Source organism: Streptomyces bicolor, assembly GCF_000719285.1.
In the GTDB taxonomy this organism is placed as follows: domain Bacteria; phylum Actinomycetota; class Actinomycetes; order Streptomycetales; family Streptomycetaceae; genus Streptomyces; species Streptomyces bicolor.
The window spans coordinates 37,928-57,265 of sequence record NZ_JOFS01000032.1; the positions used below are offsets into that span (position 1 = coordinate 37,928).

Annotated in this window: 17 protein-coding genes; 12 read left to right on the forward strand and 5 right to left on the reverse strand. The window is 71.5% G+C overall.

Annotated features, from left to right (window positions below; all coding sequences use genetic code 11):
• Positions 1-78: 78 nt before the first annotated feature.
• The 4 genes from IF78_RS0133395 (at position 79) to IF78_RS0133410 (ending at position 5,490) form a co-directional block, all read left to right on the forward strand.
• On the forward strand, positions 79-564 hold the full coding sequence (locus IF78_RS0133395) for a hypothetical protein (protein ID WP_158751556.1): 486 nt from the start codon (positions 79-81) through the stop codon (positions 562-564).
• 476 nt (positions 565-1,040) lie between these two features.
• Entirely contained in the window at positions 1,041-3,746 is a 2,706-nt protein-coding gene (gene aceE, locus IF78_RS0133400) for a pyruvate dehydrogenase (acetyl-transferring), homodimeric type (protein ID WP_031487333.1), read from the forward strand.
• 75 nt (positions 3,747-3,821) lie between these two features.
• A complete protein-coding gene (locus tag IF78_RS0133405; RefSeq protein WP_031487332.1) occupies positions 3,822-4,796 on the forward strand; it encodes a helix-turn-helix transcriptional regulator in 975 nt (324 codons plus the stop codon).
• A 175-nt stretch (positions 4,797-4,971) separates the two neighbouring features.
• A complete protein-coding gene (locus IF78_RS0133410; protein ID WP_031487331.1) occupies positions 4,972-5,490 on the forward strand; it encodes a DUF4240 domain-containing protein in 519 nt (172 codons plus the stop codon).
• A gap of 48 nt (positions 5,491-5,538) precedes the next feature.
• On the opposite strand, the gene IF78_RS0133415 is transcribed toward IF78_RS0133410, so the two are convergent.
• Complete coding sequence (locus tag IF78_RS0133415; protein ID WP_031487330.1) at positions 5,539-5,754, reverse strand: hypothetical protein; 216 nt, start codon at positions 5,752-5,754, stop codon at positions 5,539-5,541.
• A gap of 230 nt (positions 5,755-5,984) precedes the next feature.
• Between IF78_RS0133415 and IF78_RS0133420 the strand changes: the two genes are divergently transcribed.
• A complete protein-coding gene (locus tag IF78_RS0133420) occupies positions 5,985-7,112 on the forward strand; it encodes a lipid II:glycine glycyltransferase FemX (RefSeq protein WP_031487329.1) in 1,128 nt (375 codons plus the stop codon).
• A 457-nt stretch (positions 7,113-7,569) separates the two neighbouring features.
• Here IF78_RS0133420 and IF78_RS0133425 read toward each other — a convergent pair whose 3' ends face one another.
• Positions 7,570-8,310, reverse strand: a complete 741-nt coding sequence (locus tag IF78_RS0133425; RefSeq protein ID WP_031487328.1) for a peptidoglycan recognition protein family protein — start codon at positions 8,308-8,310, stop codon at positions 7,570-7,572.
• A gap of 901 nt (positions 8,311-9,211) precedes the next feature.
• Here IF78_RS0133425 and IF78_RS0133430 point away from each other — a divergent pair.
• The gene (locus IF78_RS0133430; RefSeq protein WP_031487364.1) at positions 9,212-10,396 is read left to right on the forward strand and encodes a MarP family serine protease; all 1,185 of its coding nucleotides are present in this window, start codon (positions 9,212-9,214) and stop codon (positions 10,394-10,396) included.
• Between the two features lie 22 nt (positions 10,397-10,418).
• On the opposite strand, the gene IF78_RS0133435 is transcribed toward IF78_RS0133430, so the two are convergent.
• Positions 10,419-10,925, reverse strand: a complete 507-nt coding sequence (locus IF78_RS0133435) for a GNAT family N-acetyltransferase (protein WP_031487365.1) — start codon at positions 10,923-10,925, stop codon at positions 10,419-10,421.
• Between the two features lie 70 nt (positions 10,926-10,995).
• Here IF78_RS0133435 and IF78_RS0133440 point away from each other — a divergent pair, with 70 nt between their 5' ends.
• Complete coding sequence (locus tag IF78_RS0133440) at positions 10,996-11,901, forward strand: TIGR01777 family oxidoreductase (RefSeq protein ID WP_031487366.1); 906 nt, start codon at positions 10,996-10,998, stop codon at positions 11,899-11,901.
• A 190-nt stretch (positions 11,902-12,091) separates the two neighbouring features.
• Entirely contained in the window at positions 12,092-13,480 is a 1,389-nt protein-coding gene (locus tag IF78_RS0133445; protein WP_031487367.1) for an NAD(P)/FAD-dependent oxidoreductase, read from the forward strand.
• A gap of 134 nt (positions 13,481-13,614) precedes the next feature.
• Here the strand turns inward: IF78_RS0133445 and IF78_RS0133450 are convergent, their stop codons facing one another.
• Entirely contained in the window at positions 13,615-15,054 is a 1,440-nt protein-coding gene (locus IF78_RS0133450; RefSeq protein WP_031487368.1) for an NsdA family TPR-like regulatory protein, read from the reverse strand.
• 281 nt (positions 15,055-15,335) lie between these two features.
• Between IF78_RS0133450 and lipB the strand changes: the two genes are divergently transcribed.
• The 4 genes from lipB to IF78_RS0133470 all read left to right on the forward strand — a co-directional run bounded on the left by lipB (position 15,336) and on the right by IF78_RS0133470 (position 18,485).
• Entirely contained in the window at positions 15,336-16,133 is a 798-nt protein-coding gene (lipB, locus tag IF78_RS0133455) for a lipoyl(octanoyl) transferase LipB (RefSeq protein WP_031487369.1), read from the forward strand.
• A gap of 105 nt (positions 16,134-16,238) precedes the next feature.
• Positions 16,239-17,228, forward strand: a complete 990-nt coding sequence (lipA, locus tag IF78_RS0133460) for a lipoyl synthase (protein ID WP_031487370.1) — start codon at positions 16,239-16,241, stop codon at positions 17,226-17,228.
• 281 nt (positions 17,229-17,509) lie between these two features.
• Entirely contained in the window at positions 17,510-17,710 is a 201-nt protein-coding gene (locus tag IF78_RS0133465) for an SCO2195 family GlnR-regulated protein (protein ID WP_031487371.1), read from the forward strand.
• Positions 17,711-17,783: 73 nt separating this feature from the next.
• Positions 17,784-18,485, forward strand: coding sequence for a DUF4191 domain-containing protein (locus tag IF78_RS0133470; protein WP_031487372.1), 702 nt, complete (start codon positions 17,784-17,786; stop codon positions 18,483-18,485).
• A gap of 253 nt (positions 18,486-18,738) precedes the next feature.
• On the opposite strand, the gene IF78_RS0133480 is transcribed toward IF78_RS0133470, so the two are convergent.
• Entirely contained in the window at positions 18,739-19,206 is a 468-nt protein-coding gene (locus IF78_RS0133480) for an RDD family protein (RefSeq protein ID WP_031487373.1), read from the reverse strand.
• Between the last annotated feature and the right edge of the window lie 132 nt (positions 19,207-19,338).

The following is a 19,338-nucleotide window of genomic DNA, read 5'->3' on the forward strand; positions in this document are numbered from 1 at the left end:
CGCGTTTATTCGCGGGCCCTGATGGAAGTCGGCTCGCAGGACCCACTACCCCACGCTTTCCAGCAGGGGAGGACGGCGATGACTTCCCCAGAGCCACAGCGCCAGCAAGCACAGCAACCGATCCCACCGCAGACAGAGACGAAGGCCGAGGAGACCCGCGCTCCGGAGGCACAGGGTTCCACGGAGCACCGCGGCGGCAAGGTGATGCATCTGCACACCGCGCACCCGCAGGTCCCCATCCCCTACGTGACACCGGGCGACATGTTCTCGGGCGCCCGCAAGGCCATGTCCACCGGCGTGTCCACAGCCACGTCCCTGCTCCCCTCGCCCCGCAAACTGGCCTTCTACGGCATCCTCGGCGGCATGACCGCCGCTGGCGCGATGGCCTGGCCGGTCGCGGTCGCCGTGGGCGCCGCCACCGAGGTGATCACCCGGGAGCAGGCCGCACAGCGCCGGGCGGAACAGCAGCCCGCGGGGCGGGAGCGCACCAAGTCCGAGCAGGACCGGCCGTCCAGCGCCGACTGGACGCCCGCCGGGACGCCCGGGCAGACCGCGATGAGCTGAACAGAACGCATCCTGAACGCCGATGAGGTCCGATGCCGCGGCCAGTGGCCGGGTCCCACCGGCGTTCAGCGCATGTCCGGATCCGACGGCGTGCACCGCGTCCAGCGCGCGTCCGGGTCCCCGGCCTGCACGGCGTCCGGCGGTATGCGGATCCTTGACCTCCAGGCGTTCCGTACCCACCGGTCACCCGTGAGCCGTCCAGGCTAGCCGCCCGCCACTCATGTGAGCAGGGAAAACGCGGCACGGCGTGCCTGATTCCCCGGCACCGGATGCCAATTTCCCGCAGACGAGAGTTTTTGACCTTCCAACCTTTGATCGATCATCGATCAGGGGGTTACAGTCGCCGACGGACCCGAGACGGAGTCGCACCACGACACCGTCACCGAAAGTCCGCCCGCCCTGTCCTGCCAAAGACCAAGGGCACACCCGAACCCTTACCGATGAGGGAACCCCCTTCGACTGAGGAAGGCGGCGACATGACCGACCCCAACGCCATCCAGCCGAGCGAGCTCGACCAGCTCCCGGACCGCGACCCCGAGGAAACCGCCGAATGGCAGGCCTCACTGGACGCGGTCGCCAAGGCGGCCGGTCCACACCGCGCCGCGTACCTGATGCGCCGCACGCTGGAGCGGGCCGAGGGCACCGGCATCGCGCTGCCCAAGCTCCTCGAGACCGACTACGTCAACACCATCCCGACCGCCGCCGAGCCGGGCGTGCCCGGTGACGAGGCGATGGAAGCCCGTATCACCGCGTGGAACCGCTGGAACGCGGCCGCGATGGTGACCCGCGGCTCCAAACACGGCGTCGGCGGCCACATCGCCACCTTCGCCTCCGCGGCCTGGCTCTACGAGACCGGCTTCAACCACTTCTTCAAGGGCAAGGAGGCCGACGGCTCGGGCGACCAGCTCTACATCCAGGGCCACGCCTCCCCCGGCATCTACGCCCGCGCCTTCCTCGACGGCCGCCTGACCGAGGCACACCTCGACAACTTCCGCCAGGAGGCGGGCGGCAACGGACTCCCGTCGTATCCGCACCCCCGCCGCCTGCCCTGGCTGTGGGAGTTCCCGACGGTGTCCATGGGCCTCGGCCCGCTGTCGGCGATCTACCAGGCGCGCTTCAACCGCTACCTCACCAACCGCGGCATCAAGGACGTCTCCGCCTCCCACGTGTGGGCGTTCCTCGGTGACGGCGAGATGGACGAGCCGGAGTCCACGGCGGCACTCGCCCTGGCCTCCCGCGAGGGCCTGGACAACCTGACCTTCGTCATCAACTGCAATCTGCAGCGCCTCGACGGCCCGGTCCGCGCCAACTTCAAGATCGTGCAGGAGCTGGAGGCCCAGTTCCGCGGCGCGGGTTGGAACGTCGTCAAGACCCTCTGGGGCACGGCGTGGGACGAGCTGTTCCAGCTCGACACCACGGGCGCGCTCGTACGACGGCTCCGCGAGGTACCGGACGCGCAGGTGCAGACGTACCAGACCCGCGACGCCGCCTACATCCGCCAGGACTTCTTCGGCAAGGACCCGGCGCTCGTCGAGATGGCGAAGCTGCTGAGCGACGACAAGATCCTGGAGTGCTTCCACCTCTCCCGCGGTGGCCACGAGGCGCGCAAGGTCTACGCCGCCTACAAGGCCGCCGTCGAGTTCAAGGGCGCGCCGACGGTCATCCTGGCCCAGACGGTCAAGGGCTTCACGCTCGGCGAGGGCTTCGCGTCGAAGAACGCCAACCACCAGATGAAGAAGCTGTCGGTGGACGAGTTCAAGGCGATGCGTGACCTGCTGGAGCTGCCGATCTCCGACAGCCAGTTCGTCAACGGGGTCGTCCCCTACGGCCACCCCGGCACCGACTCCCCCGAGGTCCGCTACCTCCAGGAGCGCCGCGCTGCCCTCGGCGGCCCGGCCCCGGCCCGCCGCGTCCACCCGGTGGCCCCGCTGCCGGCCCCGGCGGAGAAGGCGTTCGCGTCCTTCGACAAGGGCTCCGGCTCCCAGAACGTGGCCACGACGATGGCCTTCGTCCGCCTCATCAAGGACCTGGTCCGCGACAAGGAGACGGGCAAGCGCTGGGTGCCGATCGTGCCCGACGAGGCGCGCACCTTCGGCATGGAGAGCCTGTTCCCCTCCCTCGGGATCTACTCCCCCAAGGGCCAGACGTACGAGCCGGTCGACCGCGACCAGCTCATGTACTACAAGGAGGCCAAGAACGGCCAGATCCTCAACGAGGGGATCACCGAGGCCGGTTCGATGGCCGACTTCATCGCCGCGTCCACCGCGTACTCCACGCACGGCGAAGCGATGATCCCGTTCTACATCTTCTACTCGATGTTCGGCTGGCAGCGCACGGCCGACCAGATGTGGCAGCTCGGCGACCAGCTCGGCCGCGGCTTCCTCATCGGCGCCACGGCCGGCCGTACGACGCTGACGGGCGAGGGCCTGCAGCACGCGGACGGTCACTCGCCGGTGATCGCGGCGACGAACCCGGCGGCGCTGACGTACGACCCGGCGTTCGCGTACGAGGTCGCGGCGATCGTCAAGGACGGCCTGCGTCGCATGTACGGCGAGGCCGCGCCGGGTGAGGACCCGAACGTCTTCTACTACCTCACCGTCTACAACGAGCCGCTCCCGCAGCCCGCGAAGCCGGCCGTGGACGGGATCGACGAGGGCATCGTCAAGGGCCTGTACCGCTTCAACACGGCGGAGTCGGCGGGCGTGAACGTGGCCGCGGCGAACGCCCCGCGCATCCAGCTCCTCGGCTCCGGCACGGCGATCCACTGGACGCTGGAGGCGCAGAGGCTGCTCGCCGAGGAGTGGGGTGTCGCCGCCGACGTCTGGTCGGCGACGTCCTGGACGGAGCTGCGCCGGGAGGCCCTGGAGGCGGACGCGGCCCTGCTGCGCGGCGAGGAGCGGGTGCCGTACGTCCGACAGGCGCTCCAGGGTGCCGAGGGTCCGGTGCTGGCGGTCTCCGACTACATGCGCCAGGTCCCGGACCAGATCGCCCAGTGGGTCGAGCAGGACTACTCCTCCCTCGGCGCCGACGGTTTCGGCCTCTCCGACACCCGCGAGGCGGCCCGCCGCCACTTCGGCGTCGACGCCCGGTCGATCGTCGTCGCGGCCCTGGCCCAGCTCGCGAAGCGGGGCGAGGTCAAGGCGACGGCCGTGAAGGAAGCGCGGGAGAAGTACGGGCTGTAACGGCTGACGGTCAGTGAAGGGGTACGGCAGCCGCCGTACCCCTTCGTTGTCAGTGGGCCCCGGCATGATGGCCGTATGCGTGCTGCCCGGCTCATCAAGATGGTGCTGCTTCTTCAGTCCCGGCCCTCCATGACCGCCGGCGAGCTCGCGCGCGAGCTGGAGGTGTCCGAGCGGACCGTCACCCGGGACGCGCAGGCGCTGTCCGAGGCCGGTGTTCCCGTCTACGCCGACCGGGGGCGGGCCGGCGGGTACCGGCTGATCGGGGGGTACCGGACCCGGCTGACGGGGCTGGGCCGGAGCGAGGCCGAGGCGTTGTTCCTGTCCGGCGTCCCCGGGGCGCTGCGGGAGATGGGGCTGGAGGACGCCGCCTCCGCCGCCCGCCTGAAGGTGTCGGCGGCCCTGATGCCCTCTCTGCGCGACGCCTCCCGTACGGCATCCCAGCGGTTCCATCTCGACGCCCCGAACTGGTTCAAGGAACCGAAGACCCCCGAGCTGCTGCCGGCCGTCGCGGACGCGGTGTGGGACGACCGGCGGATCGTGGCCCGGTACCGGCGCGGGGAGGGCGAGGTCGAGCGGGAGCTGGAGCCGTACGGGCTCGTACTGAAGGCGGGGGTCTGGTATCTCTGCGCCCGCGTGGCGGGGCACGGCTCGTACCGGGTGTACCGGATCGACCGGTTCATCGCCGTCGACGCCGGTGACGAGCGGTTCGAGCGGGACGAGGAGTTCGATCTGCCGGGCTTCTGGGACGAGCGGGCGGAGCAGTTCGCACGGTCCATCCTGCGGACCGAGGTCATGGCCCGGGTGTCCCCGGACGGCGCGCGCAGGCTGCCGTACGCCGTCGACCCGCAGTCCGCGCGGGAGGCGCTGGAGGCGTCGGGCGCGCCGGACGGGGACGGCTGGGTGACGCTGACCCTCCCCGTGGAGTCCGAGGAGGTCGCCCACACGCAGCTCTCGACGCTCGGGCCGGAGGTCGAGGTGCTGGCGCCGGAGGCGCTGAGGGCCCGTTTCGCGAGCGACGCGATACGGCTGGCGGCGCTGTATCGCGCATGAGCGCTGACGGAGTCGTACGCGAGAGATACGCAGACGATTCGTAACCTCCGCACCCCTGCGGCAATCCGCGATCCGCAATCCCTAATCCGCGAGGCACGAGGCGCGATGCGCCCCTATAACAATCCGCCGCACTCCACGTGCGCCCCACCCGCCCAGGGCCGATGCTTGACCCGTGATGGACGAGACGGAGTTCTGGGAGCTGATCGACGGAACCAGGGAGGCCGCCGAGGGCGACCCCGAGGAGCAGGCCGACCTGCTGGTGGACCGGCTCCTGGCGCTGGACCCGGAGATGGTCCTGGACTTCGCCCGTCACTTCGAGGCCCGCTACAGCCGCGCGTACACCTGGGACCTCTGGGCCGCCGCCTGGGTCCTGCTGGACGGGGCCAGCGACGACGCGTTCGACTTCTTCCGGTGCTGGCTCATCGGCCAGGGCCGCGAGGTGTACGAGGGCGGTGTGCACGACCCCGACTCCCTGGCCGACCTGCTGGACGACTTCGACGAGGAGTTCGACGGCGACGGTGAGGAACTCGGCTACGCGGCCGACGAGGCCTACGAACAGCTCACCGGCACGGTCGCCCCCGACCTCGGCATCCCTCCCGCGCCCCCGGAACCGGCGGGCACGCCGGTCGACCTCGAGAACGAACGGGCGCTGGCGGAGCGGTTGCCCAGGCTCTGGGAGCGGTTCAAGGACTGAGCCGCCGGCGAGCCACGACGACTGGACGACGGCCCCGAGGCCCGCGGTTCAGGCCGCCGCGCGTCTGCGGCTCGGCTCCGACGGGAGGTACGCCTGCGCGTGGTCGGCCTTCACCGCGTGGTACATCGGGGCCTTGTTGGCCTGGTCGAGCGCGGATGCCGTGACGGCGGCCGGGCCAAGGACGACGGTCGCGACCGCGCAGACCACGGTCCACACGCGCTTGCTGCTGTTGCCGTTGCTGCTGCCGCTGTTTCTGCTGCTCATGATCCCCGCCTCCGGTCAGTGGTGTGCATGACGATAGGTAGGCATGCTCTGGGTGATCATTGAGCCGGCTACGAGAAACCTGGGAGAGCGGGGCCGCGCGGCGGGCCAACCCGTGAGAGCACGCACACCCGGAGTTCGGGCGCCCGTCGGCGGCCGTTCACCCGCGGACTCTTGACCACTGCGGTGATCCCCGGCTTACGGTGGCCGCCCCGACCAGGAGCACCCTGCCCATGACCAGCCTGTTCGTGCGGGAGATACCGCGCGCGGAACACCTCGCCCATCTGCGGCGGTATCCCGACGCGAGCCATCTCCAGATCCCCGAGTGGGGCGACGTGAAGCCCGACTGGCTGCCGGAGAGCGTCGGCTGGTTCGACGGCGAGACGATGATCGCGACGGCGCTGGTGCTGTACCGGCCGCTGCCCGGAACCAGGCGCTACCTCGCCTACATCCCCGACGGACCCGCGATCGACTGGCGTGCCCCGCGCCTGGAGCAGTGGCTGGACCCGCTCGTCGCCCACCTGAAGCGGATCGGGGCGTTCTCGGTCCGGATCGGCCCGCCCCTCGTCGTACGGCACTGGGACGCGGCCACCGTGGCGGCGGGCATCGCCGACCCCGCCGTACGTCATCTGCGCGATCTGCCCGCGGCCGGCATCGACGGGTACGCGCTCGACGTGGCGGAACGGCTGCGGCGGCTCGGGTGGCGGCGGTGCGCGGAGGACGAGGGGAGCGGTTTTGGCCTCGGTCAGCCGCGCTACGGCTGTGAGATCCCGTTGACGGGGCGCTCGGTGGACGACCTGCGCGGCGCCCTCGCCCCGCACTGGGAGCAGTCGTTGCGTACGGCCGAGGAGGCGGGGGTCCGGGTCTCCTGGGGCTCGGCCGCCGACCTGCCCGAGTTCTACCGTCTGTACACCGCGACCGCCGCCCGCGACGGGTTCAAGGCGCGCCCGCTGGACTACTTCGCGCGTATGTGGAAGGCCCTGAACGCCGAGGACGACGACCGGTTGCGGCTCTATCTCGCCGAGTACGACGGCGAGGTGCTCTCCGCGGCCCTCATGATCAGCGTCGGCTCCCGCGTCTGGCACTCCTACGCCGCGTCCGGCCGCCGGGGCCGGCAACTGCGGCCCAGCAGCGCACTGTTGTGGCGCATGCTGGGCGACGCCCGGGCGGCGGGCGCCGACACCTACGACCTGCGCTCCATCACCCCCACCCTCACCGAGGACCGCCTGCTCGGCCGCCTCCACTTCAAGACGGGGGCGGGCGGCCGGGCGGTGGAGTACCTCGGGGAGTGGGAGCTGCCGGTGGGGAGCCAGGGGAAGGTGTTGCAGCGGGCGTTGGGGGTGTATCTCGGGCGCAGGTGAGGCGGCCGGGGGCGGGTGCTTGGCGTGGGGTTCGCGGGGCGGGGCAGTGGGTGGGCGGCGCTGGGCTGTGGGCATGCGCGACCGGGACAGTGGGCCGCCGGGGCCGGGGGCAGCGGGCATGCCCGGCCGGGGACGGTGAGCCGACGAGGCCCGGAGCAACGGGCATGCCCGGCCGGGGACAGTGAGCCGACGAGGCCCGGAGCAACGGGCATGCCCGGCCGGGGACAGTGGCCGGGGGCAGCGGTGATCTGCGGCCAGGACAACAGGTGAGGCGGCCAGGACAGCGGTCGCGCGCGGCCAGGACAACAGGTGGGCACACCCAGGACAGCAGGTGGGGCGGCCAGGACCGAGGTCCCGCACGGCCAGGGCAGCGGTCCGGCCGTGACAGCTGGTGGATGTCCGCGACAGCGCAGAGATGTGTCCGCCGCAGCAAGGGTGTCCGCCGTGGGGCCGTCGGTCACGTGGTTCTGCCCTGGAGGTGGGCCGCCAGTTGTCTGATCTCGGGGAGGCGGGCGGAGAGGGCGGCGCCCGGGCAGCTGGTCATGTAGCCGTCGTCGTGGCCGGCGAGCGCGGGGAGCGTGGCGGTGGTGCCGGAGGCGTAGCGGCTGTGGCTGTTGCTGGAGGTCAGGCGGACCTTCGCACGCGGGTCGGTGTCGGACTGCCCCAGCTTCCACGCGGCCAGCGCGGCGATCGACTCGGCCATGGCCTTCGGTACGTCGACGCCGGCCGTGAAGGTGCCGAGGGCGGCGATGCCGGTGGTGCGGTGGTTGAAACCCTGGGTGTGGGCGCCGGTGACGGCCCGGTCGACGCCTCCCGCGCGGCCCTCGTAGATGGTGCCGCAGCGGTCGACGAGGAAGTTGTAGCCGATGTCGTCCCAGTCGCGGGAGCCGGTCTGGCCGGCGTACAGGTAGCGGATGATGCGGGGTACGTCGGCGCAGTCGTAGCCGTTGGGCGAGTCGGTGTGGTGGACGAAGACGGCGACGACCCTGTCGTCGTAGCGCGGGGGCGGCTGGGCGCGCCGGCTGCCTGCGTCCAGCCATGCCGACCTCGGCACGATGTCCGGCCGGGGCGCCTGGTACGACGCGGCCTGCCGCGCCACAACCGCCCGCCCACCCGCCGCGACGGTCCGCTCGACCCCGCTCGCACACAGCACCAGCGCGAGAACGGCGGCGAGACCGGGGAGACAGCCGAGGAGCACGAGGAGGACGGGTGGGACAGGCCGGCCGGTGAAGGGTCGGGGGCCGGTCCGTGGACCTCGGCGCGCGAAGGCTCGACGGCCGGCGCGGAGACATCGGCCGGTGAGAGCTTGAGGACCGGTGCGAAGGCGGCGGCTGGGGAAAGCCTGAGGACCGGCGCGGAGACGCCGGCCAGGGAAAGCCTGAGAACCGGCGCGAAGACGTCGGCCAGGGAAAGCCTGAGGGCCGGCGCGACGCCGATCGCCAGGCTCACCGCGCACGACCGACCCTTCTCGCCCGGCAGGCTCACCGCGCACGACCGGCTCGTCTCGCACGACCGGCTCGTCTCGCAAGCCCGGCGCCGTACGCGAGTCACCGGAAGCTCCCGGATCCCCCGCTGTCGGTCGACCGCCCGCCGCATCCCGCCCCCCGGCGTCCGCCACCCCTCGTACGCGCCCCACTCCCGGGCCCGAGGCAGCCTCCACGCCCTCAACCCCCACAGGACGCGCCTCCTCGCCCCCCGCACGACGCGCCGCCTCAGCCCCCGCCGAACGCACCGACTCGCCCCCCGATGGTCGCCCAACCCCCTCCACCCCCTCGACTCCCGCCGCACCACCACCCCGCGCCCCCGCCACCCCCCACATCCGCGCAGCCCAAGCTATCCGTACGGCACGTGGTCTTCGTCTCCCCCGTGTTCTCCGGAAGACCCGTCGGGTGACCCGTCGGAAGGCACGCATGGTCCTACTGTCCGACCGATCCGGTCCGCCCGCGATGTGTGGTGTGCCACCCGGTGGAACCATCGTCCCGGTCCGGGGCGTTTCTCCAGGTGCACGCTGCGTGGCCGGTTCCCGGCGGCACGCGTGTGTGTGCTGATCAACGGGCGCTTTGCGCGCGTACTAAGGGGTCCGAGAGAAAGGCGGCTCCGTGGACCTGCTCGACATCCTGCTGTTGCTGGTGATCCTGGCCTACGCGGCGTCCGGCTACCGGCGTGGACTGGTCGCCGGCTGCGTCTCGCTGGCCGGCTTCGTCGGCGGCGCGGTGATCGGCGTATGGATCCTGCCGTGGATGATGGACCTGGTCACCCCGGGCACGACCCAGGCGACCGTGACCGCGGTGCTCACGGTGCTGGTCCCGGCGGTGCTCGTGCACGAGTTCGCGGGGCGGCTGGCGCTGCGGCTGCGCCGGGAGCTGGACCGGGGGCCGCTCAGGGTGGCCGACGGGGTCGGCGGGGCCGTGGCCAACTCGGTGGCCGTGCTGATCGTGGCCTGGGTGGCGGCCAGTGTGCTCGCCGCGTCCTCCTCATCGCTGCTCACCTCCGCCATCCGGGACTCCCGGCTGCTCGGCACCGTGCAGGACGCGATGCCGGACACCACCCCGGCCTGGTTCTCGCGAGCCACCTCCGCGCTCACCGAGGCCGGGTTCCCGCAGGTCTTCAACCCCTTCGAGAACGAGTCGACGGCCGAGGTCGCGAAGCCCACCGGCGACAGCGTCACGGCGGCCGCGACGAACGCCGCCAAGCTCAGCACCGTCAAGATCGAGGGCGTCTCGGGCACCCAGGGCCGCGAGGGCAGCGGCTTCGTCTACGCCCCGCGGCACGTCATGACCAACGCCCACGTGGTGGCCGGCATCGACGAGCCCGGCGTGCGGATAGGCGGCGTCGGGCGGTCGTACGAGTCACGGGTGGTGCTCTTCGACCCGGACCGCGACGTCGCGGTGCTGTACGTGCCCGATCTGCGCGCCCCCGTCCTGCCGTTCGACGACGACGCCGACCGCGGCGACTCGGCCGTCGTCGCGGGCTACCCGGAGGACGGCGACCTGAACCTCCAGGCGGCGACGGTCGCGAACCGCGTACGGGCGACCGGCCAGAACATCTACAACGACGACACCGTCACCCGCGAGATCTACTCGATCCGCTCCACCGTGCGCCCCGGCAACTCCGGCGGTCCGCTGCTCACCACCGACGGCAAGGTGTTCGGCGTCGTCTTCGCCCGCTCCACCTCCGACGACGAGACCGGCTACGTCCTGACGGCGGCCGAGGTCGCGGCCGACGCGCGGCGCGCGGCGAGCGCGACGGCAGCGGTGGACACGGGGGATCTCGTCACGTCCTGACACACCTCCCGAGGTGGACGGCTCAGAGCCTGCGCCCCATGATCACGTCGTCCACGTACTCCCCGCCCAGGAAGAACTCCTCCGGCAGCACCCCCTCCACAACGAACCCCTCGGACTCGTACAGCTTGCGCGCGGGTGTGTTGTGGCCGAGGACGCGCAGGGTGAGACGGCGGGCGCCCCTGCGCCGGGCCTCCTCGACGGCCGCGCGGATCAGTGCCCGCCCGACGCCACGGCCCCGCGCCGCGTCGGCGACGGCGAGACCCTGGATCTGCCGCACATGCGCGTTGGACGCGAGCGGGGTGGGGAAGCCGAGGCGGATGTAGCCGACGATGCGGCGGTCGAGCTCGCCGACGAGATGGTCGTCGGGTGCGTGCCGCTCGTCGAAGAACGGCCGGTAGGGCGGCTGAGGCTGCGGCGTGACCGCGTGCACCTGCGACCACGTGCGACGGTCGAGGAGGGACAGTTCCTCCTCGTCGTCCGGCAGGGCGATGCGTATGTACGGCGACGGCGACTGGTGGGGCTCGGGCATGAGCGCCACCCTATGACCCGGGACCGGGAACCCGACCGGGGTTTTATGCGGCCGGAGACAGGATGGAGTCATGGAACTTTCAAGGATCGCCGTGGCCGGCTCCTCGGGCCTCATCGGCAGCGCCCTGGTGCGCTCCCTGACCTCCGACGGGCACCAGGTCGTACGGCTCGTACGCCGCGCCCCCAGGTCCAACGACGAGGTGCGGTGGGACCCGGAGGGCGGGTCCGTGGACGCGGCGGGGCTCGCCGGATGCGACGCGGTGGTCAATCTGGCCGGGGCGAACGTGGGTTCGCGCCGCTGGACCGAGGCGTACAAGGCGAAGCTGCGCTCCGGCCGGGTGCTCGGTACGGCGGCGCTGGCGCAGGCCATGGCCTCGCTGAAGCCCGAGGAGCGGCCACGTGTCTTCGTCAACGGCAGCGCGATCGGCTACTACGGCGAGACCGGCGAGCGGGCCGTCGACGAGAGCGCGCCGCCCGGGGAGGGCTTCCTGCCCTCGCTGGTGGTCGACTGGGAGGGCGCGGCGGCGCCCGCGCGGGAGGCGGGCGTACGGACGGTGTTCCCGCGCACGGGACTCGTGGTGGCGCGGCAGGGCGGGGCCTGGGGACGGCTGTTCCCGCTGTTCAAGGCGGGCCTCGGCGGGCGGATGGGGAACGGGCGGCAGTACTGGTCCTTCGTCTCGCTGCACGACGAGGTGGCCGCCATCCGGCACCTGATCGACCGGGACGACCTGTCGGGCCCGTTCAATGTGACCGCCCCGCATCCGCTGACGAACCGTGAGATCACCGAGGCGATGGGGCGGGTACTGCACCGGCCGACGCTCTTCACGGTTCCCGCGCCCGTGCTGCGGACCGTGCTCGGCGAGCTGGCCGGGGACGTGCTCGGCAGCCTACGGGTGCTGCCCACAAGGCTGTTGGAGTCGGGGTTCACCTTCGCGTTCCCGGACATCGAGGGGGCGATCCGGGCGGCCGTCGAGTAACGGGCGATCCGGAGCCAAGTAACGGAAGGCCCTCCTCCTGTCCGTATGCGACCACCGTGCGACCGTGCTCTGCCCATGCGCGACTGTTCCTGACCGATCACGGCCCTAACCTCGTGCCGAACTCGGGTATCCCCGGAGCCCGTTGGGGGCATGACGTCTCCACCGGCCGCGCAACCTCGAGGAGGGGCACGTGCTTGAGCCCGCGTACCAGGCGGACGTCGTCATCGTGGGAGCCGGGGTCGCCGGACTCTCCGCGGCGCATCGGCTGACCAGCGCAGGAGTAACGACCGCGGTCCTGGAGGCTGCCCCTTGCGCGGGCGGCCGAATGTCGACCGAGAAGATCGACGGGTTCCGGCTCGACCGGATCGGCCAGCTTCTGACGCTGTCTTCGATGGCACCCGACCTACGCCTGACACCCGGGCTCGAGGGTCTGGCGCTGCGCACCTTCGCGCCGGGGGTACTGCTGCACAGCGACGGGCGCCGGCACCGCGCCGGCGTGGTGCCGAGCAGCATGGGCGCGAGGCGCGCAAGGGGCGCACTCCATGCAGTGCGCGCCCTGGCGAGCGCCCCTCGGTCGACGTCGACGCGGGGCGTTCCGGGGCAGACCTCCCTGCCGAGGGTGCGCGCGAGCGCCCCGCTGGGTACCGCCGTCGACCAGGCCCGGCTCGGCGCCGCGCTGGCCCGCCTCGCCTCCGCGCCCGTCGAGCGGCTGCTGGCCCGCCCGGAGTCGCCGGCCGCGCAGGCCCTCGCCGAACGGGGCGTGCCCGCGCGGACGATCGACGGCTTCCTGCGACCGCTGCTGGCCGCGCTGCTGTGCGACCCGGAGCTGACGACGTCCAGCCGGTGCGCGGATCTCGCGCTGCGCGCCTTCGCGAGCGGGCGGCTGTGCCTGCCCGAGGGCGGTGCCGAGGCACTGCCGGAGCTGCTGGCGCGGGAGCTGCCGCCGGGCACCGTGCACACCGGCGTGCGGGTCACGTCGGTCGCCACGACCTCGGTGACGACCGCGGAGCACGGCGAGATTCGGTGCCGGGCCGTCCTGCTGGCGACGGACGCGCGGACCGCCGCCGAACTCCTGCCCGGCTTGCGCGTACCGGACTTCCACCCGGTGACGGTCGTCCACCACACGACCGACGAACCGCCCCTGACCGGCGCCTCACTCCTGCTCGACGCCGACCGGAGCGGTCCGGTCGCCCACACGGCGGTGATCAGCCAGGTCGACCCGAGCCGCGCCCCGGCGGGCCGGGCCCTGGTCTCCTCGACGGTCCTGGGCACGCCGCCGCCCGACATCGACACGGCCGTACGCATGCACCTGTCCCGCCTCTACGGCACCTCCACGGCGCGCTGGGAGACGCTGTCCGTGCAGCACACCCCCGAGGCGGTCCCGGCGATGCGCCCACCCCACGACCTGCGCCGCCCGGTGCGGCTGCTGGCGGGCCTGTACGTGTGCGGCGACCACCGGGACACCAGCACGGTCCAGGGCGCCCTGCACTCCGCCTACCGAGCCGCCTCGGCGATCCTGACGGACCTGGGGGCGGCGGGGTCGATGCACAGGGCGGAGCCGTTGAGGGCGGCGGCCTAAGTGACGCGGGGCACCCGCGCCCCGAAAGGGGCGCGGGCTGTATCGATGTGCGGCTCCGCCGCGTGGGCGCGACCAGCCACGACGAACCCGCGCAGGGCAGACCACCGGTCGAAGTTACGGCGGGCCCCTCCGGCCTACCCGAACGCCGCAACCTTGTCGCGATACCCCCGCACCGGCGCCGCATCCCGATACGGCTCCAACCTCCGCTCGAAGTCCTTGACGTACTCGACCGCCCGCACCGACCGCATCTCCGCGGCCTGCCCGGCGGCCTCCGCCCCCAACGCACACGCCTGGTCGAGTTCGCCGAGACCCAGACGCGCGGAGGCGAGGACAACGCGGCAGAAGAGGCGGCTGCGGGCATAGGCGGGGGCCCGGAGCTGCAGGGCGCGCTCGGCATGCTGCGCCGCCGCACGGAACTGCTGCAGATCCCGGTGGCAGTGACCGAACTCGTCGGCGAGCTGTGCCTCGTCGAAGAACCGCGCCCAGTACGGGACGTCGTCACCGGGCCGGGCCGACTCGAGGGTGCGCTCGGCCCGCACCAGGGACGCCGTACAGGCGCGCACCTCGCCCAGTACGCCGTGTCCGCGCGCCTCGCACGCGTGCAGCAGGGCTTGCACAACCGGGGGCGCGCTGGTCCCCACGCCCTGCTGGGCCACCCGCGCGAGCTGGACGGCCTCCCGCCCGTGCCCGAGGTAGACGGCCTGGCGGCTCATGGTGACCAGGACGTAGGAGCCGTACGCCCGGTCCCCGGCCGCCTGCGCGAGGCGCAGCGACTGCACGAAGTAGCGCTGGGCGAGCCCGTGCGCCGCGATGTCGAACGACGTCCAGCCCGCGAGCCTCGTCAGGTCCGCGGCGGCCGCGAACAGCTTGCGGCCGGTCTGCTCGCCGTACGTGCCGCGCAGCATCGGCTCGCACTCGTGCTCCAGGTAGCGCACGAGGGCCTGCCGGGCGTGGCCGCCGCCGTACATGTCGTCGAGGGAGCGGAACAGCTCGCCGACCGAGCGCAGTGCGGCGATGTCCCCGCCGGTGACCTTCTGGCCGGGGCCGCGCTCCGCCTGGTTGCGCTGGCGGGGTACGGCGCCCGGACGGCCCTGCGCCGGGATGCGGGTGAGCGGTTCGCCGCGGGCGACCTTCTCGTCGGCGCGCCCGATCAGCCAGTCCCGGCTGGGCACCACGAGCCCTGCCGGGGTGAAGGCGATCTTGCGCAGCTCGGCATGGCTGCCGGAGTCCTTGCGCCACAGGCCGCTGACGATGTCCACGGCCTCCTCTGGGGTCGCGGCGAACTCCAGCCCCGCGTACACGGGCGCACAGGCGTCGAGGCCAAGGTCCTGGGCGGAGAGCCGGCGGCCCAGGCGGCGGGTGAAGACCTCGGCGATGAGGGCCGGGGTGGTGCCGCGCGGCTGCTGTCCGCGCAGCCAGCGGGTGACCGATGTCTTGTCGTATCTCAGATCAAGCCCGTGTTCGAGGCCGAGCTGGTCCACCCGGCGGGCGAGACCCGCGTTGGAGAATCCCGCTTCTGCGATGAGCGCGGCGAGCTGGCGGTTGGGAGTGCGCTGCGCGGGTCGTTCCGTCATCTGCGGTGCGGTCTCCTGCCTTTCGGGCCTCGCATGGCCATACGGCCGCCGAGCGCCCGGATTGCCGGTGAGCAGCCCTTTTGGCCTGCTCGAACGGCGCGAATGTAGCGGAGAGTAAGCAGTCGATCGCACATTTCGCCGCCTATTCATCCGATCGTGTGAGGATTGCCCTACTGGGCTGACGCGGACCGGGCGACCTCACTCGATCGAGCCGGTCGTACAGTGGCGTAGGCACGCTTTGTGCCTTACGACTTTCCGGTTCATCCAGGGAGGCGCTTGCCGTGAGTGAGTTGCGGTTCGTCCGCATGGGATTCGGCGCGGACGCCGTCGAGTACCAGGACGCGTGGGACGAGCAGCGCCGGGTGCACGCGGCGCGGTTCGAGGACGAGATCCCCGACACGGTCCTGCTGCTCGAACACCCTCCGGTGTACACGGCGGGCCGGCGCACGGCGGACAACGAGCGGCCCCTGGACGGCACGCCGGTCATCGACGTGGACCGCGGCGGCAAGATCACCTGGCACGGCCCGGGCCAGCTGGTCGGCTACCCGATCCAGAAGCTTCCGCGCCCGGTGGACGTCGTGGCGCACGTACGACGCCTGGAGGAGGCCCTGATCCGCACCTGCGCGGAGTTCGGCCTGGAGACCACGCGCGTCGAGGGCCGCAGCGGCGTATGGGTCCTCGGCGATCCGGTGGAGCAGCGTCCGGCGCTCGGCGGCCTGTCCCTGGACTTCGACCCCCGTCTGGCCGACGAGGAGTTCGACCCACGCCTGAACGGCCCCGAGTACGCCCCCTCCAACGCCGGCCAGCGACGCGAGGACCGCAAGATCGCGGCGATCGGGATCCGGGTCGCCAAGGGCGTGACCATGCATGGCTTCGCGCTGAACGTGAACCCGGACAACAAGTGGTTCGACAAGATCATCCCGTGCGGCATCCGCGACGCGGGGGTCGCCTCGCTGGCGGCCGAGCTCGGCCGGGACGTCACGATCGACGAGGTGCTGCCGGTCGTCGAGCGGCACTTGAAGGACGTACTGGAGAACGCGGACCTGAAGCCGCGGGAGATCGAGAAGGCGACCGCCTGACGCCGGGAATCGGCCCTGGGGCGATGGGGTTGGCCTGACGGCAGGGCTGAGTAAACACGGGCGTACCCTGGTGTACGCCGAAGAATCGAAGCACAGGGAGCCGACGTGTCCGCAGTCTCACCGGACGGACGCAAGATGCTGCGCCTGGAGGTCCGCAACAGCCAGACCCCCATCGAGCGCAAGCCCGAGTGGATCAAGACCCGGGCGAAAATGGGCCCCGAGTACACGAAGATGCAGAACCTCGTGAAGAGCGAGGGCCTGCACACGGTCTGCCAGGAAGCCGGCTGCCCGAACATCTACGAGTGCTGGGAGGACCGTGAGGCGACCTTCCTCATCGGCGGCGACCAGTGCACCCGGCGCTGCGACTTCTGCCAGATCGACACCGGCAAGCCCGAGGCGCTCGACCGTGACGAACCGCGCCGCGTCGGTGAGTCCGTGGTCACCATGGACCTGAACTACGCCACCATCACCGGCGTCGCCCGCGACGACCTCCCGGACGGCGGCGCCTGGCTGTACGCCGAGACGGTCCGCCAGATCCACCAGCAGACCGCGCAGCGCGAGGGCGGCCACACCAAGGTCGAGCTCCTGGCCCCCGACTTCAACGCCGTACCGGAGCTGCTTCAGGAGGTCTTCGCCTCCCGCCCCGAGGTCTTCGCGCACAACGTCGAGACGGTGCCCCGGATCTTCAAGCGCATCCGCCCCGGCTTCCGCTACGAGCGCTCCCTGAAGGTCATCACCGAGGCCCGCGACTTCGGCCTGGTGACCAAGTCCAACCTGATCCTCGGCATGGGCGAGACCCGCGAGGAGGTCAGCGAGGCGCTCAAGCAGCTGCACGACGCCGGCTGCGAGCTGGTCACCATCACGCAGTACCTGCGCCCCAGCGTCCGCCACCACCCCGTGGAGCGCTGGGTCAAGCCGCACGAGTTCGTGGAGCTGAAGGAGGAGGCCGAGCAGATCGGCTTCTCCGGTGTGATGTCCGGGCCGCTCGTCCGGTCCTCCTACCGTGCCGGCCGCCTGTACCAGATGGCGGTCGAGCTGCGTCAATCAGCTGCTCCGCAGCGGGGCGGCACATACGTCGCCTCGCAGGCCGTCTGAGGCTCGCAGGACAACTCCCCCTATGGCACGGAGTGCCACGGCATTCGTGTGAATCTGCGCACAAGCGCTTACTGGTCAGTAGCAACCGATTGACGCGGTTCTGACACGTCCCCGCAGGTGGGGATGTCCTCAGGGCCGCGTCAAGGTTTCTCCGCCACAAATCAAGGCTTCATTGGTGTTTGACCGGCCGGTCACGCCCTGGTAACACCAATCAGTGACCCTGGTTTTACACCCCGTGCACCGCTCAACAGAGCCGCCGATCCCGAGGGGGGACCTCCACCATGCAGGCCGCGCCGGTTCGCGCCACCGCCATCCCGTCCTTCACCACTGCACTGCGTGCCGTCGAGTCGCTGCTCATGAGCAGCGGCCAGCGCACCGCCCGCCGCAACGCCTGGACCTCCGTCCTGGAGGACCGCCGTCGCGCCAAGGACCGGGTCGAGGCGCAGCGCGTCCTGGACCAGGTCACCACCGTCGGCCCCTGAGCCGCGGAGCCTCTGAGGCGGCCCCACGGCACTGCCGTCGTCGGCACTCCCGGGGCCACGTAGACTTCGTGGCATGGCGAGGAAGGACACGGCAGCGGACGCTGCGAACCCCGGGCGACTCAAGCAGATCGCTCTGACCTACAAGATGACCCGCAGGGCCGACAAGAAGATCGGTCTTGTACTCGCGGCTGTCGGAATCGTCACCTTCGGTGTCTTCCTCGCGATCGGTTTCTTGATCGGTCACCCCATCTATCTCGGCATCCTGGGCCTGCTCCTCGCCTTCCTCGCGACGGCGATCGTGTTCGGGCGCCGGGCCGAGCGGGCCGCCTTCGGGCAGATGGAAGGCCAGCCGGGCGCCGCAGCGGCCGTACTGGACAACATCGGCCGGGGCTGGACGACGACGCCGGCGGTGGCGATGAACCGCAGCCAGGACGTGGTCCACCGGGCCGTCGGCAAGGCCGGCATCGTGCTGGTCGCCGAGGGCAACCCGAACCGGGTCAAGAGCCTGCTGGCCGCCGAGAAGAAGAAGATGAACCGCATCGTCGCGGACGTGCCGGTGCACGACCTGATCGTGGGCACGGGCGACGGGCAGGTCCCGCTGAAGAAGGTGCGGACCACCATGCTGAAGCTGCCGCGTGTGCTGACCGGCCCCCAGGTGACCGCCACCAACGACCGGCTGAAGGCCATGGGCGACCTGATGAGCAACATGCCGTTGCCGAAGGGGCCGATGCCGAAGGGCATGAAGCTGCCGAAGGGCGGGCCGAAGGCTCGCTGACTCCTCGTACGAGAAGGGGGGCGCCCGGTCACTCCGGGCGCCCCCCTTCGTCGTATCCCCAGGTGACCGCCACCAACGACCGACGGCAGGCCACGGGCGACCTGATGAGCAACATGCCGCTCCCGACGAGCCCCAGGCCCAAGGCCATGAAACTGCCGAACGGCGGGCCGAAAGCTCATGACTCTCCTCGTACGAGTAAGGGGGCGCCCGGTTCCTGCCGGGCGCCCCCTTCCTCGTACGCGAAGAGTCGGTGTCAGATCCGGACCTCGACCGTGCCGGCCAGCCGGTCGTGCAGGCCGCGGCCGTCGCGGTCCCAGATCAGGGCGGGGACGGCGACGCACAGCAGGGCCGTGCGCAGCAGGGCGCGCAGCGGGTTCACGGTGCCGGTCGCCAGGACGACCACGCGCAGGCCGAAGAGTCGCTTACCCGGAGTGAAGCCGATGGTGCCGACGGTCAGGACGCTCATCAGGAAGAACACGAGCAGGGCCCAGTTGCTGGTCGCCTGTCCGTAACCGTCGGTGATAAGACCGTATGCGATCAAGAGGCAGATGCCCCAGTCGACGGCGAGTGCGCCGAGCCGCCGTCCCGGGCGGGCGATCGACCCCGGCCCCTCCTCCGGCAGACCGAGCTGTTCGCCCCGGTATCCAAAGTCGACACCGGCGTCCTCGGCGGCCGCGCGGGGCCCCGAGAGCCAGGATCCGATTGCTTGCCTCTTGTCCACGCGTCCACGGTACTGTGCGCGTTTTGCGATACGGACAGGTGGGGTGCGGTACGGGATGTCCGGTTAACGTGGGCGAAACAAATGGGTCACGCCCGAGAAATCACCCGTCCCTAGGGTCGAAGACAGCGTGTG